Source organism: Burkholderia humptydooensis, from assembly GCF_001513745.1.
Taxonomy (GTDB): Bacteria; Pseudomonadota; Gammaproteobacteria; order Burkholderiales; family Burkholderiaceae; genus Burkholderia; species Burkholderia humptydooensis.
This window is the reverse complement of sequence record NZ_CP013380.1, coordinates 182,490-197,318: the sequence shown is the minus strand read 5'-3', so window position 1 is coordinate 197,318 and position 14,829 is coordinate 182,490. Positions and strand designations below refer to the sequence as shown.

The 14,829-nt window shown below is 64.2% G+C and carries 14 protein-coding genes, 1 tRNA gene and 2 pseudogenes; 4 read left to right on the top strand and 13 right to left on the bottom strand.

Annotated features, from left to right (window positions below):
- Positions 1-187: 187 nt before the first annotated feature.
- The 8 genes from AQ610_RS00870 to AQ610_RS00835 all read right to left on the bottom strand — a co-directional run bounded on the left by AQ610_RS00870 (position 188) and on the right by AQ610_RS00835 (position 6,110).
- A complete protein-coding gene (locus tag AQ610_RS00870; RefSeq protein ID WP_009913959.1) occupies positions 188-769 on the bottom strand; it encodes a hypothetical protein in 582 nt (193 codons plus the stop codon).
- A 99-nt stretch (positions 770-868) separates the two neighbouring features.
- Complete coding sequence (locus tag AQ610_RS00865) at positions 869-2,239, bottom strand: type II secretion system protein GspD (RefSeq protein ID WP_043281864.1); 1,371 nt, start codon at positions 2,237-2,239, stop codon at positions 869-871.
- A complete protein-coding gene (locus AQ610_RS00860) occupies positions 2,236-3,159 on the bottom strand; it encodes a zonular occludens toxin domain-containing protein (RefSeq protein WP_009913961.1) in 924 nt (307 codons plus the stop codon). The genes AQ610_RS00865 and AQ610_RS00860 overlap by 4 nt, the downstream gene beginning before the upstream one ends.
- On the bottom strand, positions 3,156-3,437 hold the full coding sequence (locus tag AQ610_RS00855) for a DUF2523 domain-containing protein (RefSeq protein ID WP_038777072.1): 282 nt from the start codon (positions 3,435-3,437) through the stop codon (positions 3,156-3,158). Before AQ610_RS00855 ends, AQ610_RS00860 begins: the two co-directional genes overlap by 4 nt.
- Positions 3,434-5,050 carry a virulence factor TspB C-terminal domain-related protein gene (locus AQ610_RS00850; RefSeq protein ID WP_043281866.1) on the bottom strand — a complete coding sequence of 539 codons (1,617 nt, stop codon included), beginning with the start codon at positions 5,048-5,050 and terminating at the stop codon, positions 3,434-3,436. The genes AQ610_RS00855 and AQ610_RS00850 overlap by 4 nt, the downstream gene beginning before the upstream one ends.
- A gap of 73 nt (positions 5,051-5,123) precedes the next feature.
- Positions 5,124-5,447 carry a hypothetical protein gene (locus tag AQ610_RS00845; protein WP_009913966.1) on the bottom strand — a complete coding sequence of 108 codons (324 nt, stop codon included), beginning with the start codon at positions 5,445-5,447 and terminating at the stop codon, positions 5,124-5,126.
- Between the two features lie 67 nt (positions 5,448-5,514).
- The gene (locus tag AQ610_RS00840; RefSeq protein ID WP_043281867.1) at positions 5,515-5,724 is read right to left on the bottom strand and encodes a major capsid protein; all 210 of its coding nucleotides are present in this window, start codon (positions 5,722-5,724) and stop codon (positions 5,515-5,517) included.
- 83 nt (positions 5,725-5,807) lie between these two features.
- Positions 5,808-6,110: a hypothetical protein gene (locus tag AQ610_RS00835; protein ID WP_006023876.1), complete on the bottom strand. Its 303-nt coding sequence runs from the start codon at positions 6,108-6,110 to the stop codon at positions 5,808-5,810.
- A gap of 525 nt (positions 6,111-6,635) precedes the next feature.
- Between AQ610_RS00835 and AQ610_RS37140 the strand changes: the two are divergent.
- Positions 6,636-6,746: pseudogene (locus AQ610_RS37140) on the top strand (transcriptional regulator); the annotation flags it as partial.
- Between the two features lie 244 nt (positions 6,747-6,990).
- Here the strand turns inward: AQ610_RS37140 and AQ610_RS00830 are convergent.
- The 4 genes and pseudogenes from AQ610_RS00830 to AQ610_RS37130 form a co-directional block, all read right to left on the bottom strand.
- A tRNA-Arg gene (locus tag AQ610_RS00830) sits at positions 6,991-7,066 on the bottom strand.
- Between the two features lie 122 nt (positions 7,067-7,188).
- A complete protein-coding gene (locus tag AQ610_RS00825) occupies positions 7,189-8,304 on the bottom strand; it encodes an ISAs1 family transposase (protein WP_006029871.1) in 1,116 nt (371 codons plus the stop codon).
- Positions 8,305-8,444: 140 nt separating this feature from the next.
- Positions 8,445-8,831 (bottom strand): ISAs1 family transposase, encoded by a 387-nt coding sequence (locus AQ610_RS37135; protein ID WP_231748937.1) that lies wholly within the window; start codon positions 8,829-8,831, stop codon positions 8,445-8,447.
- A 163-nt stretch (positions 8,832-8,994) separates the two neighbouring features.
- Positions 8,995-9,234, bottom strand: a pseudogene (locus AQ610_RS37130) (ISAs1 family transposase); the annotation flags it as partial.
- Between the two features lie 358 nt (positions 9,235-9,592).
- On the opposite strand from AQ610_RS37130, the gene AQ610_RS00810 reads away from it, so the two are divergent.
- On the top strand, positions 9,593-10,486 hold the full coding sequence (locus AQ610_RS00810; RefSeq protein ID WP_006023880.1) for a c-type cytochrome: 894 nt from the start codon (positions 9,593-9,595) through the stop codon (positions 10,484-10,486).
- Between the two features lie 204 nt (positions 10,487-10,690).
- Here the strand turns inward: AQ610_RS00810 and AQ610_RS00805 are convergent, their stop codons facing one another.
- Complete coding sequence (locus AQ610_RS00805) at positions 10,691-12,778, bottom strand: UvrD-helicase domain-containing protein (protein WP_006023881.1); 2,088 nt, start codon at positions 12,776-12,778, stop codon at positions 10,691-10,693.
- A gap of 315 nt (positions 12,779-13,093) precedes the next feature.
- On the opposite strand from AQ610_RS00805, the gene AQ610_RS00800 reads away from it, so the two are divergent.
- Positions 13,094-13,888: a hypothetical protein gene (locus tag AQ610_RS00800; protein ID WP_006023883.1), complete on the top strand. Its 795-nt coding sequence runs from the start codon at positions 13,094-13,096 to the stop codon at positions 13,886-13,888.
- A 70-nt stretch (positions 13,889-13,958) separates the two neighbouring features.
- Positions 13,959-14,693 carry an SGNH/GDSL hydrolase family protein gene (locus tag AQ610_RS00795; RefSeq protein ID WP_009913977.1) on the top strand — a complete coding sequence of 245 codons (735 nt, stop codon included), beginning with the start codon at positions 13,959-13,961 and terminating at the stop codon, positions 14,691-14,693.
- Positions 14,694-14,829: the final 136 nt, after the last annotated feature.

Genomic DNA, 14,829 nt, shown 5'->3' with positions numbered 1-14,829 from the left:
CGGAAGCGCCCCGCGTGGCAGCGTCTTGCAGAAGGATGGTTTGCTGCCGCAACGCCTCCGCTCACCGACCTCGCGAGTACCCGCTACTCGGTCCGGCGAGCCGCGCTAAGCCGCGCGACGACCGCCCGGACTCCGCATTACCGCCGTCGCCCTACGTCGCTTCGACCACGGCCGGACACTCCTGACGCTAGACGCCTGATTTTTCGTTACGTCCGCGATCGAGGTAACGGTTAAACGCCGCAACGTCGTCGCGGAACGATCCCAGCATCAACTCGTCAGCCCAAAACGCCAAACGCTCAACCACATCAGCCTTTGATATCCCCGCATCAACCGCCAGCCGATCAAGCGCGAAATATGCCCGTTCGTCGAACGTAAAACTGAATCGGCGGCGATCGTAATCCTCACTCCCGCAAAGCGGCAGCCGCACCACGCGTCGAACCCAATCGACCTCATGCACGACTGACGTGCGCGATCGTTGCTCGCCGCTAGCCTTGCGCTTCGACGCCTCTAAATCGCGACGAAGCTGCGCCAATTCTTCGCGAAGCCGCTCGTTTTCCATGACCAGCTCGTCATAACCATCGGCAGCAGCCGGAATATTTTTCGTTACCGTAACGGGATTGCCTGATGCCTTGCGCCGTGCGCGGTATGCCGCCTGACGTTGCGCATTCGTCAACGCTCCACCTTCCTTTCGCGGACGACCGCGACCGCGATTTTCCGTTACAGGCGCGAGCGGTAACGGAATTATTTTCGTATCTTCAGGCTGGATCATGGCGCGTGCTCCTTATCGACATTGACCTTATTTTACGTTACGCGTAACGACAAATCAATATCCGTTACATGTAACGATAAATAAAATTCGCTGACTCGCTCAGATTCGCTGAACCTGCAACACGAGCAGCACCTCTGTCCGTTGCTTCGAGCTGGAACGACCATCGAAAAAGCTCGGCAGCCACGAATACCCACTGCGCGCCGTCGCGTCGCGATCCTGTATCAGCCCGCCGAGCACCACCAGTTCGCCATCCCTCAAGCGCGTGACCGTCTGTAGCTGGCGCGTATTTTTCGTCGGCGACGTGTCGACGCCGGTTTTCGTCGCGACGAAATCGGAAATCTCCTCACGCACCTTCAACTCGATCACATCGCGCATCACGGTCGGCTCCACGTCGAATATCAAGCCCGCATCCTGATACGTGATCGACTGAACGGGCGTGCCGCTCGACCCTTGATAGCTGACGCTCGATTGCGTCGGCACCTGTTGCCCGACATTCAGCCGCACGTGTTCGCCCGAGACGATCCGCACGTGTGGCGAGCTGACGACCTTGAATCGCGAATCGGCGTTCAGCGCGGATATCGCCGCGTCGACGCCCGGCCCCGTGAATCTCATCGCGCTTGCATCAGACGACGTGTCCCCGCTCGAAAGCCTGAGCTGTCCGCTCAACAACCGAACCGCGATGCTCCACGCCGAGTTAGCCGAATCAGTGTTAGCGACCTCATACACCCATCCGCGCACGACAACCTCACCCGGCGCGGTATCGAGATCGGGCACCAGCTTCCGAAGCATCGCGACTTCATCATGCGAGCCGACGATCACCAGCTCGTTACCGCGCGCCTGCACGCCCGCAGCCACTGGCGCGACCAGAACATCGCTCGCCGAGCTGATCGGCGCGCCCGGAACCTGAACCGGACTTGCCGCAGCGGGCGACGCAGCAGCAATCGCAGACATCGGCATCATCGATCGTGTGCCGATCACCGGCTCGACCAGGCCGCGCAGCGACTCGGCGCTTCGATAGCGCGGCCGATAGACGAACACCTCCTGATCGACTCGCGCCCGACTGTCAGCCGCCTTTCTCGCGACGTAATCGACGCCGTTCTTAGTCGTCACGCGAAAGCCGAGCGAATCGAGAAAATCGACCATGACAGCGCGCACGTCGCGGGTTTGATCGTCCAGGCGGAACGACACCAAGCGCATATCGTTGAGCACGTCGGGTCCGAGCACATAGGGCGTGCGCATCGCATCCTGATAGATCAAATCGACCACTTGCGCGACCGTCACGAATCGCAAATCAAACGCTGTGCCGCGCACGTGCTTCAACGGCGTGATGATCGGAGCGGCCGATGACGCCGGTGCCGCCACAGTCGCCAAACTCGGATCGGCCGGCAGCGTCGGTAGCGGAGGCACCGCGCCAGCAGCGACACCCGCGTACAGCACTACGCACCCAACAAGCGCCCACAATCGCATCATCTCGCCCTCTCGCCTTGTTCTGCTTTCCCCGCTCGCGCGCCCGTCCACCCGCTCACCATCTTTCCGTCCACATCACCCGTCAGCCGCACACCTTCGCCGCGAAAATCCGCACTGGACACAACACGCAACCGGCCGTCCGACGCAGCCAACACCACGTAACCCGCACTGCCGATCGCGTAACGCCCCGCAACGCGCCAATCGGGCGACTGCGCCGCAGCACCGGCCGACTGTTGCGACGACGAGGGCTGCGAAGACAGCGCTGTCGTCGCAACTGGCGCGGAAGCCCCCATTCCGGGCGTAATGCCGAAGCCGCCGCGCGCGTTATGGAAAATCTTCACCGCGAGCACGATGAACAGCACCAACGCGATCGGCACGACAAACAGCGCTTTGGGAATGACCGCCTGCTTTTTCGTATGGACTTCAGCGCTCGTGTAGAGCTTGAACACCTCACGCGGATAACGCCACTGCCGTTTCACCGCGTCTTTCAGGCTGCTCGGATTGTGGCAATGGTCCCATTCATACAGCATCGCGCGCTTGAGCCCGAACAGGTTGCGCACGTGGATATGCCGCCCGACCAGATCGCGCACCGTCTTGCTGATCCGCTGCGGATGCTGCGTGATGAGGATGAAGTCGACGCCCTTGTGACGATGCACGTGCAGTTGCTCCACGTCTGGCGTCGGCTTTTGGCTGACTGTCGTCGGCGGGTAGATGCGTTGCGCCTCATCGATCACGATCAGGTCGTGCGCCTCAGCTTTTTCATGCCACTGGCGCAACCAAGGTTCGTCAATCTCGACGTGCTCGATTGCCAGATCGCGAATGCCGTCGACCATCACGCGACGCCCCTTCGCAATCTTCGTCAGCAACCAGACCGCATGCAGCGTCTTACCGCTTCCCGGAACCCCTGTAATCAGCGTGATCATTTGCTGAACACCATCTTGGTTGTAGACGTGAGCATGTAGAACGACACGCGCGCCGAGAGCCCGCCGAGCACATACGCGATGCCATCGCCCACGCCACCGAGCGCCAGCACGTTCGCGATATCGGCGCTCAAACCGCCCACGCTCGCGCTCATCCACTGCACGACCTGATCGAACGCGAGATCGATTCCCGTGATCGTCACAAGACCGATGCCGAGCGCGACGAGCACACGCGTAACGATCGGCCCGACCAGCGACACCAGCAAGCTCGCCCAACTCATGCCATCAACCCCATGATGAAAATCAGACCGGCAAGCAGCGCGCACCCCAACAAGATCAACGGACGCAGCTTGATCGCGAACTCGCAAATCGGCTCATAGCTAAACGAAAGATCGGCCCCGAGCACCGTAACTTGGCGCGGCGGCGGACACACCCCATTCCGCAAGCCAACCGAGACAGGCGACAGTGAAACGCTCTTGGAATCGTGGCCGACCGGCACATCGTTCGCACTGCCGAGCGGCGCGCATCCGGACGCATCGGGATGCAAGGCGCACACGTCAGGCGGCGGCAGCGGTTTGCCGCCACCATCCCCCGGATTCGTGCCGGTACCGGGATTTGTGCCAGTGCCGGGATTTGTGCCAGTGCCGGGATTCGTGCCAGTGCCGGGATTCGTACCGGTACCGGGATTCGTGCCGGTACCGGGCTCCGTGCCCGTGCCGGGATTCGTGCCGGTACCGGGCTCCGTGCCCGTGCCGGGGTTCGTGCCGGTACCGGGCTCTGCGCCAGTGCCGGGGCTCGTACCCGCGCCGGGATTACCGTTCGGCATCGGAAGTCTTGTCGATCCGCCGCCTGGACTCACTGACGCGAACTCGTCCACACTCGGCACCCACTGCGGATTCCGCCGATTCCAGTCGCTCACGTCATCCGCACTGATCGGATAGGTTGGATCGTACGGCACGCCTTGATAACCGGGCTGGTTGCTCGCCTGTTGCCACAATGCGTTAGCCAGCGCCGCAACAATCGTCGGATTGATCGGCTTGGAACGATCCGAATCCGGCATTAACTTCAAAGCGTCCGTTACTGGTTGTGAGCGCCCTTGTTCACGGTAATTTGGCTCACGCTGACACTTCGGATATATGTCGCTGAGAAAAACAGTCAACCGGTTGCCATGGGCAATGACATCCGTCGGCAACTTACTCACGTCAACGTTAAAAAAACCAGTGATATCACCACGACGGCCCCCGTATCGATTGGGATCGGGCCAGCAAATGGCGCCGTCCGTGTTACTTGTACAAGCGTAGTACCAACTGGCAAAGCCAGTCGTCGGGCAAGGCGCGTTAGCGTTATCCGTCGCCTTAGCCACCTCCTTAATCGTAAGCGACGGTTTGCTCGGGAAAGCCCATCGAATCAAGCCATCCAGCGCAACCTGCACGGACGTGCCGACCACGGCACCTATCGCAGCGCACGCGGCCACACCAAGAAAACCGCTTCCTATCGAACAAGTCGCTGTCGCGAGCCCACCGGCAATCGTACCGCCCACGCTCGTGATCGTGTTGATATGCGCAATCGTCGCCTCAGCCACCGCGTCCAATGCGTCATGCCCCCGCTTCGCCTCAGTCGCAGCGATCACACCCGCCAACTGCATCGAACCACGCGATTCGGTAGCGACGGTCACGCGATCGAGCGGCGACGTTGCGTCGGTCGCCTCGACCACACGATCGAGCGGCCCCGCAGGTTTAGCGATCGTTCCCGGCTCGACCACGACATTTCCATGCGGATCAAAATGCACTCGTGCAGGCGCAGGTGCAGGCGCGGGACTCGGCGGCGCACCCGCTGATGCTGTCGCAAACGACGCAATCAGCAGCGCCACGATAAGAAGGTGAGCAAGCCTCATGACATCAAAATCAATCCGGCCGTATAGATGGTCACGACCACCACCCCGAACTCGATGCAGAACCAAAGCATGATCAACTCTCCGATGCCGAATCCACGAAGCGCCGCAATGCGCGCATACCGAACGCGATCGCCAACACCAGCAGCACTGCGCTGCCAACGGCCATACCTGCCTCAATACCGCCTGAAATCGGCGCATCGCCCGTCGCTCCATCGTTGACGAGCGTCAGATGCGCGACCTGCTGCACACCGGCCGAGCCATCCGACAACGTGCACGGCACTTGAACACCAACAGCCGCCGAAGCAGGCGCAGCGCCGCACACGACCACATCGATTCCCTGCGCTGCGTGCGCGCCCAAGGCGACGCCAACCAGCGCGACACACAGCAAGCGTTTCATTCGATCCGTTCCATGAAAAAAGCCCCCGGCGCAACGAGGCATACCGGGGGCCTGTCGTGCTCCGCGATCAGCGACCGATGAAGCCCTTGATCACGCGATAGCCGTACGTCACTGCCGCGAGCGCCAGCACCGCACCGCCGACGAGCGCGACACTCGGGCCAATGCTCTTGATCGAATCCACGACGACTGAAACGTCCATCGCCGGCATACCCGCGTCCGCCGCGAACGCGCCCACGCTCGCGACCGCCATAGCTGCTGCTGCAAACAGTTTCTTCATACTCTTTCTCTCTCAGGTTCTGGCCCGGATGTAGACGGCCGTTCTGGCGGGCCAGCTTCGAACGACCGATAGCCCATGACGGGTTATGCGGTAGCGTTCGCGGCCGGCTTCGCGGTCGGTCGGCCGAACGGAACGAGCGAGACGATGCGCGGCTCGAGCTTGCCTTCCATCGACTGTTGAAGCGCGAATTCGGCGAGGTAGTCACCGGGCGCAGAATCTTTCATCGCGTTCGGCAAGTTGATGGTTCCAACGAGGATTTGCTTGCCGTCGCTACTGTCCTGCTCTAACACGCATTGCGCCGTGTGAATTTCCCACGGTTGATTCGTGCGCTTCGAGATGCCGCTACGCGCGATCACTTGCAGAATCGTCAACTTTTGCTTTGCCATCGTCGTTCCTTGATTTAGGACTGCTATTCACGTTGAACGGAGCCGCCTGAACTCCGCATGCATGCGCGACGAACGCGCTAATCGAAAAAGGTGGACGCTAGGTCAGCCGTCCACAAAACACCGCGCTATCCGAGGGCCGAAATGGCGCGGCTTACCACAGGGGAACTACGCCCTCCTACGTCATGCGAGCGATAGCGCTAGACGGCGCACTGACTTGAACGGAAATTAACGTGAGGGACTCGGCGCGGCGACCGCGACGCGACAGCTCCGAGCGGGCCTTGCCGCGTGCACTTTCGGCATTGCGAGCCGTGATGGCGACAACGGCAACGCGGTTGTGACCGCACTGCGTGTAGGCATGGACTTGGTATTTCGGCACCACCTACCCCCGTTTGGTTGTGATATGGCCCCATCATCACGGGGTTTACCTTTCCCCATGGGCTGTTAGACTGCGCACATTACCTGATTGGTACATGTACCGTTTTGGGAATCCTACGTACCAATTTGGTACACGTCAAGAGGAATCGTATGGATATTGCGGAATTGATCGAACGCGCCAAGGATGCGACCGGGTCGCAGCTCGCCGTCGCCGAGAAAATCGGACGCCCGCACTCGCGCATAAGTGACTGGAAAGCGGGCCGACGCAAGCCCGATGCGGCCGACATCATGCTGCTTGCAGAGGTGGCAGGCGTACCCGTGTTCGAGACGCTAGCCGAAGTCGAAATGGAACTGGACGCAGAGCGTAGCTCGGTGTGGCAACGTGCTTTGGGGAATCTGCGTGCGGCGGGTGTAGCGGCGACTGTGGTGCTTGGCGCTACCGCCGTGGTGAGCTTGACTTCAAAACCGGCTGACGCGGCTGAGAAAGCCCAAGAAAACAAAGACTTGGCGCGCCCGGCTGGGATCGAACCAGCAACCCCTGCCTTCGGAGGGCAGTACTCTATCCATTGAGCTACGGGCGCTTACGGATGCGATGCGACCCTAGATGTTCGCAACGCGTAGCAAGATTGCAAGGATACCTTGTTTCCGCTGGACCGTCCACCGCGGCCCAGCATCCGCCAGGGCTTCCGCATGAAGAGGCATGTCAGGCAAGGCCGAGGATGGAGTCACGCATAGCGGTATCCCATGCGGCGAGGTTACGGATGTTCTTCAGGCTCACCTTCTTGGGCTGCCGACTCTGAGCCAGCCGGGCGAGATTGAGTGTGATCTTGCGCAGACTGGCCATGTTGCGGGCGGCCAGGGTGTCGCGGATCAGGCTGGCATCCTCGCCCCACGAGACATCGAGGACCCAGTGCAGTTGGTTTTCGATGCCCCAATGAGCACGGATGATCGGAGCCATCTCAGTTGCTTTCACCGCTTTCGAGCTGATGTAGTAACAGCGCTCGGTCGTCACTTTCTCGCCAATCTGGCGTGTGCGCTCAAGCATCACCAGCCGCTGGAGACCCGCCCAGTGCTGTCCTGTCCCGCTCAGCCACGCCACATCATCGCTGACCCGGCAAACCCGGGTCTCCAGCCGCCCGTGGCCTTTGTCATGTTCGGTGTGCTCCCAGTACGAGCTTTCGAGCTTGCCGTCCTGGGCAGCCGCAAACCACTGGCGCACGCCTTCGGCCAGTCGCGGCTGATTGTCCTTGACCGCCAGAACGTAGTCGGCCCCGGCCTCCACGATCGTGCGTGCGATCTCGTGCTGCGTGCCGATCGCGTCGATCGTTATCGTCGCGCCCTGCAAATCGAGCGCGGCCAGCAATTCCGGGATCGCCGTGATCTCATTGCTCTTATCGGCCGTGCTCACTTGCCCGAGGCTCAAGCCGTTGTTCGAGCACCATGCCGACACCAAATGCAGCGCCGCATGCGTGCCGCTACGGTTGCCGCGCACCGCCTTGCCGTCAATCGCCACATGCTGGCCAGCCAGCGCCGGACACAGTTGCCCGACCCAGTCGATGAAGCAGCGCTCAAACGCTTTCGCACTGAGCGCGCCGAATACCCGCCGGAACGTATCGGGCGACGGCACGCCGTTCTCATACGCCAGATGGCTACGCAGCCAAGCAAGCTGCGTGCGGCCCCACAGTGTCATCGTTTCCCAGTCCTCGACGCCGCATAAAACCGCGCACAGGGCGGCAAACAGGATTTCCTGCAACGGATAACGGCAGGCGCGGCAGCGCGGGTCTCGCAGTTCGGCAAACGCGTCCATGATCGTTGGCATCTCTCGTCCGGCAAAAATCGAGAGTAAACCTGAGACGCCAAATGTTTACAACAACCTTTTCCGCTCTCAGCCTTGATTCATGGGGGCCTTCATGCGGAAGCCCTGCAGCATCCGCCAGGGCTTCCGCATGAAAGCCCTTGTCATTGAAGGCCGAGAATGGAACTTCGCAGATCGGGATCCCAGGCGGCAAGGTTGCGGATGTTTTTGAGGCTGACCTTCTTGGGCTGCTGTTGTTGAGCCAGCCGGGCCAGATTGAGGGTCATTTTGCGCAAGGTCGCCATGTTGCGGGCGGCGATCTTGTCGCGGATCAGGCAGGCATCTTCGCCCCACGAGACATCGAGCACCCAGTGCAGTTGGTTCTCGATGCCCCAATGAGCCCGGATCAGTTGCATCATTTCCGCCGCCTTGGCCGGTTTCGAGCTGATGTAGTAGCGCTGCTCGGTCGTGAGCTTCTCGCCGATATGGGGTGTGCTCTCGACCATCACCAGCCGCTTGATGCCGGCCCACTCCCGGCCCAGTGCCGACACAGCCAGTCCACGTCCTCGCCGACGCGGCAGATTCGGGTTTCGAGGCGGCCGTGCGCCTTGTCATGCTCGACGTGCTCCCAGTAGGAGTGCTCCAACTGGTCCTGCCGGGCCTCGGCGAACCACCGACGCATCCCTTCGGCCAGCTTCGGCGGTTCTCCTTGACCGCCAGCACGTAGTCCGCCTTGGCCTCGACGAGGGTTCGCGCAATCTCGTGCTGAGTGCCCATTGCATCGATGCTCACCGTCGCGCCGGTCAACTCCAGCGCCTTCAGCAATTCCGGAATCGCCGTCAGCTCGCTGCTCTTATCGGCCGTGCTCACTTGCGCCAAGCTCAATCCGTTATTCGGGCACCACGCCGAGACCAGATGCAGCGCCGATGCCTCGCGGCTGCGGCTGCCTCGCACGCTCTTGCCGTCGATCGCCACGTGCTGGCCGGCAAGGCTCGGGCATAAGCCGCTGATCGAGGCAATCTCTCGGGCAAAAGTCGAGCGTAAACCTCAGCCGATTCTTGTTTACACCCCCCCTCCGGCTCCCATCCCTTTGTTTATCGAGGCCTTCATACGAAAGCCCTGCAGCATCCGCCCCGCCGCCTTCTGGCATCGCCCCGCCAAGCACCCCAAGCCCCCGACGTGCGGGTAAACACGCGCCAGCCGATCGCTCGCCGCCATGTAAACGTTCCGTCGTCTATAATCGACCGAGCTTCACCCCCAGCCATTCATTGCCGTACCGCTCACAATTCCTATTCACGGAGACGAGGCAAGCATGAGCGAAGCATCCCACGGAGCCCCCATCAAAACCCCCGGGCAACTCATCGCAGTTATCATCGCTTCATTCGTCATCCCGATCGCGATCATCGTCCTGTTCGCCACCTACGCCAATCACGCGTTCCGCACGGGCGCCGGCACCGACGGCCTGTCCGACGAAGCCATCGCGAAACGCATCGCCCCCATCGCGCAGGTCGACATCAAGGACGCGAATGCGCCGCGCGTCTACAAATCAGGCGAGGAAGTCTACAAGGCCGTCTGTGTAACCTGCCACGGCACCGGCGCGGCCGGCGCGCCGAAGTTCGGCGACACCGCCGCCTGGGCGCCGCGCATCGCCGCCGGCTACGACGAAGTCCTGCACCTCGCGCTGACCGGCAAGGGCGCAATGCCGCCGCGCGGCGGCACGAACCCCGACGACTATAGCGACTACGAAATCGCGCGCGCAGTCGTCTATATGGCAAATCAGGGCGGCGCGAAGTTCGCCGAACCGGCACAGCCCGCCGCAAACGCGGCCCCCGCCTCGGGCGCGTCCGCGCCGGGCGCATCCGATGCGACGGCCGCCAACGCGCAGGCCGCCGCCGCAATGGCCGCGATCGCCGCGTTGCCGAAATCCGGCGAAGCGCCCGCGGCCGGTGCAAACGCGGAAAACTCGGCGTCGGCCGGCAAGGCGCTGTACGAATCGACGTGCCAGGCCTGTCACGCCACCGGCGTGCTGAACGCGCCGAAGTTCGGCAACAAGGCCGACTGGGCGCCGCGCCTGAAGGATTCGATGGATACCGTCTACAACTACGCGCTGCACGGCAAGGGCGCGATGCCGCCGAAGGGCGGCTCGAGCGCGTCGGACGCCGACGTGAAGGCGGCGGTCGATTACATGGTCAACGCCGCCAAGTAACACGCGCGCCAGCACAACGAACGAAAAACCCCCGCGTTGCGCAAGCATCGCGGGGGTTCTGCTTTGTCGGAGGCCGGCAATCGGAGAGCAGTCTCGAAAGGCAGCCGCGCATCGGCCAATTCGCCCGTCGAGCTGGCTGGCCAATGGGCCGAACGCAACGCACCGAACGACATCATCCGCCATCGCACCGCGCGCCGGCCCGTGTCACTTCTGCAGCAACGCCTTCAGGCTCGCGAGCCGATCCTTCGGCGTCATCGGCGCCTCTTCCGGCGTCGGCGGCGGCGCTTCGTCGAGCCCCATCTCGGCGATGAAGCGCGACTGCTCGCAGACAATCGTCTCGCGCGCCCGCTTGCGCTTCTTGCACCAGTTCAGATGCAGGCTGCGCTGCGCGCGCGTGATCGCGACGTACATCAGCCGGCGCTCTTCCTCGATCCGCTCGTCGTCGATCGGGCCGTCGTCGCTGCCGCCGCTGTGCGGCATGATCCCTTCCTCGACGCCGACGAGAAACACGTGCGGATACTCGAGCCCCTTCGACGCGTGCACGGTCGACAGCCGCACCGCGTCCGGGTCCTCTTCCTTGCCTTCGAGCATCGACATCAGCGCGACCGTCTGGATCAGCCCGAGCAGGTTCTTGCCTGTATCGGCGAGGCCGTCCGCGTTGTGGAAGCCTTCGGCCTCGCCGTCGAGCGCCTCGCCCGGCTCCGGCTTCGTCCCCTTGCGCTTCAGCCATTCGAGGAATTCGAGCACGTTCTGCCACTTTGTCTGCGCCTGCCGTTCGTCGTACGCATCGTACAGATACGCTTCGTAGTGGATCGCGTCCATCATGTCGTCGAGGACGACGGTCGCGGGCTCCTTGTCCGCGCGATCGGTCAGCCGCTGGATGAAATCGCAGAAGATCCGCAGCGGCTCGATCTGCCGCGCGGACAGCCGCGCCTCGATCCCGCCCATGTACACCGCCTCGAACAGCGACACCTTCGCCTGCCCCGCGAACGCGCCGAGCGCCTCGAGCGTCGTGTTGCCGATCCCGCGGCGCGGCGTCGTGACCGCGCGAATGAACGCGGGATCGTCGTCGGCGTTCGCGATCAGGCGCAGGTACGCGCACAGATCCTTGATCTCGGCCTTGTCGAAGAACGACTGGCCGCCCGACAGCACGTACGGAATCCGCTCGCGCCGCAGCACCTGCTCGAAGATGCGCGCCTGGAAGTTGCCGCGATACAGGATCGCGTAATCGCGAAACTGCGTGCGCCGCTCGAACTTGTGCGCGGACAGGCGAAACACGACCGATTCGGCCTCGTGTTCCTCATCGTTGCACGGCGTGACGGTGATCGAATCGCCCATCCCGTGCTCGGACCACAGCTTCTTCTCGAACAGCTTCGGATTGTTCGCGATCACGTTGTTCGCGGCCGTCAAAATCCGCACCGTCGACCGGTAGTTCTGCTCGAGCTTGACCAGGTGCAGCTTCGGGAAATCCTTGCCGAGCTGCGCGAGATTTTCGAGCGTCGCGCCGCGCCAGCCGTAGATCGCCTGGTCGTCGTCGCCCACGGCCGTGAACGCCGCGCGCGGCCCCGCGAGCAGCTTCAGCAGCTCGTACTGGCACGCGTTGGTGTCCTGGTATTCGTCGATCAGCAGATAGCGCAGCTTGTTCTGCCAGCGGTCGCGCACCGGCTCGTTTCTCGCGAACAGCTCGGTCGGCAGGCGGATCAGGTCGTCGAAATCGACCGCCTGGTACGCGTGCAGCGTCGCGACGTAGTTCCGGTAGACGAGCGCGGCCTGGTGCTCGTCCTCGTTCGCCGCGATCGTCATCGCCTCCTCGGGCGTGACGAGGCCGTTCTTCCACAGCGAGATGATCGTCTGGATCTTGCGGATCAGGCCCTTGTCGGTCGTGCCGATCTGCTCCTGGATCATCCCGAAACAGTCGTCCGAATCCATGATCGAGAACTGCGGCTTCAGGCCGACGTGCTCGGCCTCCTGCCGCAGGATCTGCACGCCGAGCGAATGGAACGTGCACACCGTCAACTGGTTGACGGGCACCTTGCGGCCTTCCTTGCCGGGCGTCGTGAGCGTCTTGCCCTCGAGGAGCTTGCCGACGCGCTCGCGCATTTCGGCGGCGGCCTTGTTCGTGAACGTGACGGCGGCGATGTGGCGCGGCTCGAAGCCTTTTGCCTCGATCAGGTGCGCGATCTTCTGCGTGATGACGCGCGTCTTGCCGCTGCCCGCGCCGGCGAGCACGAGGCAGGGACCGTCGAGATAGCGCACCGCTTCGCTTTGAGCGGGATTCAGGCCTGCGGACATGATTGCGGATGGTGTTGCGGTTGACGGCGGCGAAGCCGGAAGGCGCCGCGAGCGAAGCGCGGCCGGCGTGCGCAAGGCCGCGCCCGGCGCGGCGAACGGCGTCGCGGGACGCGCATGTTAACACGGCGGCGGCCGGCGATTCTCTCGCAAATGTGAAACAACGGTCACGTTGGCCATTCGGACGGTGCGCGTCGGGCGTTCGCGCGACAGCGACGCCTGCCGGCGACGCGACGTTCGCCCGGACGGACGGCCGCTCCGCGTCTTCGCATCGCGAGGCGCTCTGGTAGCATGCTCCTTTTACCGGACGCCCCCGCGATGCTCGCGCTGAAGCTCACGCTGGTCCCGCTGTTTCTGCTGCTCGTGTCGATGTCGGGCAGATGGTGGGGGCCATCGATCGCGGGCTGGCTCGCCGGGCTGCCGGTCGTCGCCGGTCCGATCCTCTTTCTCGTCGCCGTCGAGCGCGGCCCAACGTTCGGCGCGCATGCGGCGCTGCTGTCGCTGTCCGCAATCGCCGCGTCCGAGGCGTTCAACTTCGCGTATGCGTGGACCTGCCGCCGGCATCGGTGGCCGCTCGCGCTCGCGGCCGGCCTCGCCGCCTGGGGCGCCGCAGCCAGCGCGCTCGCGCGACTGCCCGCGACGCCGCTCGCCGCAACGGCCGTCGCGCTCGCGGCGACATGCTTCGGTCAGTCCTGCCTGCCGCGCGGCGCGGCGGTCGTGCCGCGCGCGCCGTTGTCGCGCGCCGATCTGGCCGGCCGGCTCGCTGCGGGCGCGATGCTCGCGTTTGCCGTCACGTCGCTGTCCGGCGCGCTCGGCGCCGCATGGAGCGGCCTCCTCGCTGTGTTTCCGCTCCTCGGCAGCGTGCTGTCGGTATCGTCGCACCGCGCGCACGGGCCGGACTTCGTCGTCCACCTGCTGCGCGGGATGGTGCTCGGCCGCTTCTCGTTCGCGGCGTTCTGCCTGTGCGCCGCGCTCGCGCTGCCGCATCAGCCGGCCATTCCGGCGTTTGCCGAAGCCGCCGCGCTGGCGATCGTCGTGCAGGGCATGACGAGGCGGTTCGCGGGGCAACGCGCCCGGCCGCCCGCGCTCGCGCGGGCCGCGACGCCCGACTGAACAATCGCGCGCCGCTATCATGAATGAGCGCGCGCGCCCGACCTCGACGCCCATCCTCACGGAACGCCATATGGGATACCACTTCGCCACCGCCGCACTCGGCCCGTTGCTGCTCGCACAAGGCCGCCGCGTCAGGCGGGTGACACCGCGCCTCGCCGAAGCCGACGGGCCGCGCAGCGGCGTCGACGGCGCCGGGCCGCCGCTGCGCCTGCTCGTGCTCGGCGATTCGGCCGCTGCGGGCGTCGGTGTCCCGACCCAGTCCGACGCGCTCGTCGGGCAGCTCGTGCGCGCGCTCGCGCCGTTCCATCGCGTCGAGTGGCGGTTGCTCGCGCGCACCGGCGCGACGACGCGGGATCTGCTCGACTGGCTCGATGCCGAGCCCGACGCGCACGTCGACGCGGTCGTCACGTCGCTCGGCGTCAACGACGTGACGGACGGCGTGCCGCCCCCGCGCTGGCGCGACACGCAGGCGGCGCTCGTCGAGCGGCTGACGACGCGCTTCGGCGCCGCGCACGTGATCCTGACCGCGGTGCCGCCGATGCATCGTCTTCCGGCGCTGCCGCAGCCGCTCAGGTGGTATCTCGGGCTGCGCGCGGGGCGCCTGAACGCCGTGCTGTCGCGCTGGGCCGCCGGGCAGCCCGCTTGCGAGTTCCTGCGGGTCGACATGCCGCTCACGCGCGACGCCATGGCGTCGGACGGTTTTCATCCGGGCGCGCGGGCCTGTGCGGCGTGGGCCGAGCAGGCCGCCGCGGCAATCAGGCGGCGGTTGGCGGAGGCGGCGCCGTTGCAGGCGGCGGGCGGCTGACGCACTCCGGCGAACGCGTTTCAGCCTCCGGCTCACGAACCGGCAATCCGTCGACAATCGCCGGCCGATCGACGGAATGCGGGCGCACGCCCTGTCCGTTCGGCCAGCGTCGCCGACAAACCGTTCCGCCCCCCAT

What these genes read in the sequence shown, in the direction of transcription:
- AQ610_RS00870 (WP_009913959.1), bottom strand. Translation starts at nt 769, where the DNA reads ATGATCCAGCCTGAAGATACGAAAATAATTCCGTTACCGCTCGCGCCT.
- AQ610_RS00865 (WP_043281864.1), bottom strand. Translation starts at nt 2,239, where the DNA reads ATGATGCGATTGTGGGCGCTTGTTGGGTGCGTAGTGCTGTACGCGGGT.
- AQ610_RS00860 (WP_009913961.1), bottom strand. Translation starts at nt 3,159, where the DNA reads ATGATCACGCTGATTACAGGGGTTCCGGGAAGCGGTAAGACGCTGCAT.
- AQ610_RS00855 (WP_038777072.1), bottom strand. Translation starts at nt 3,437, where the DNA reads ATGAGTTGGGCGAGCTTGCTGGTGTCGCTGGTCGGGCCGATCGTTACG.
- AQ610_RS00850 (WP_043281866.1), bottom strand. Translation starts at nt 5,050, where the DNA reads ATGAGGCTTGCTCACCTTCTTATCGTGGCGCTGCTGATTGCGTCGTTT.
- AQ610_RS00845 (WP_009913966.1), bottom strand. Translation starts at nt 5,447, where the DNA reads ATGAAACGCTTGCTGTGTGTCGCGCTGGTTGGCGTCGCCTTGGGCGCG.
- AQ610_RS00840 (WP_043281867.1), bottom strand. Translation starts at nt 5,724, where the DNA reads ATGAAGAAACTGTTTGCAGCAGCAGCTATGGCGGTCGCGAGCGTGGGC.
- AQ610_RS00835 (WP_006023876.1), bottom strand. Translation starts at nt 6,110, where the DNA reads ATGGCAAAGCAAAAGTTGACGATTCTGCAAGTGATCGCGCGTAGCGGC.
- AQ610_RS00825 (WP_006029871.1), bottom strand. Translation starts at nt 8,304, where the DNA reads ATGCCAACGATCATGGACGCGTTTGCCGAACTGCGAGACCCGCGCTGC.
- AQ610_RS00810 (WP_006023880.1), top strand. Translation starts at nt 9,593, where the DNA reads ATGAGCGAAGCATCCCACGGAGCCCCCATCAAAACCCCCGGGCAACTC.
- AQ610_RS00805 (WP_006023881.1), bottom strand. Translation starts at nt 12,778, where the DNA reads ATGTCCGCAGGCCTGAATCCCGCTCAAAGCGAAGCGGTGCGCTATCTC.
- AQ610_RS00800 (WP_006023883.1), top strand. Translation starts at nt 13,094, where the DNA reads ATGCTCGCGCTGAAGCTCACGCTGGTCCCGCTGTTTCTGCTGCTCGTG.
- AQ610_RS00795 (WP_009913977.1), top strand. Translation starts at nt 13,959, where the DNA reads ATGGGATACCACTTCGCCACCGCCGCACTCGGCCCGTTGCTGCTCGCA.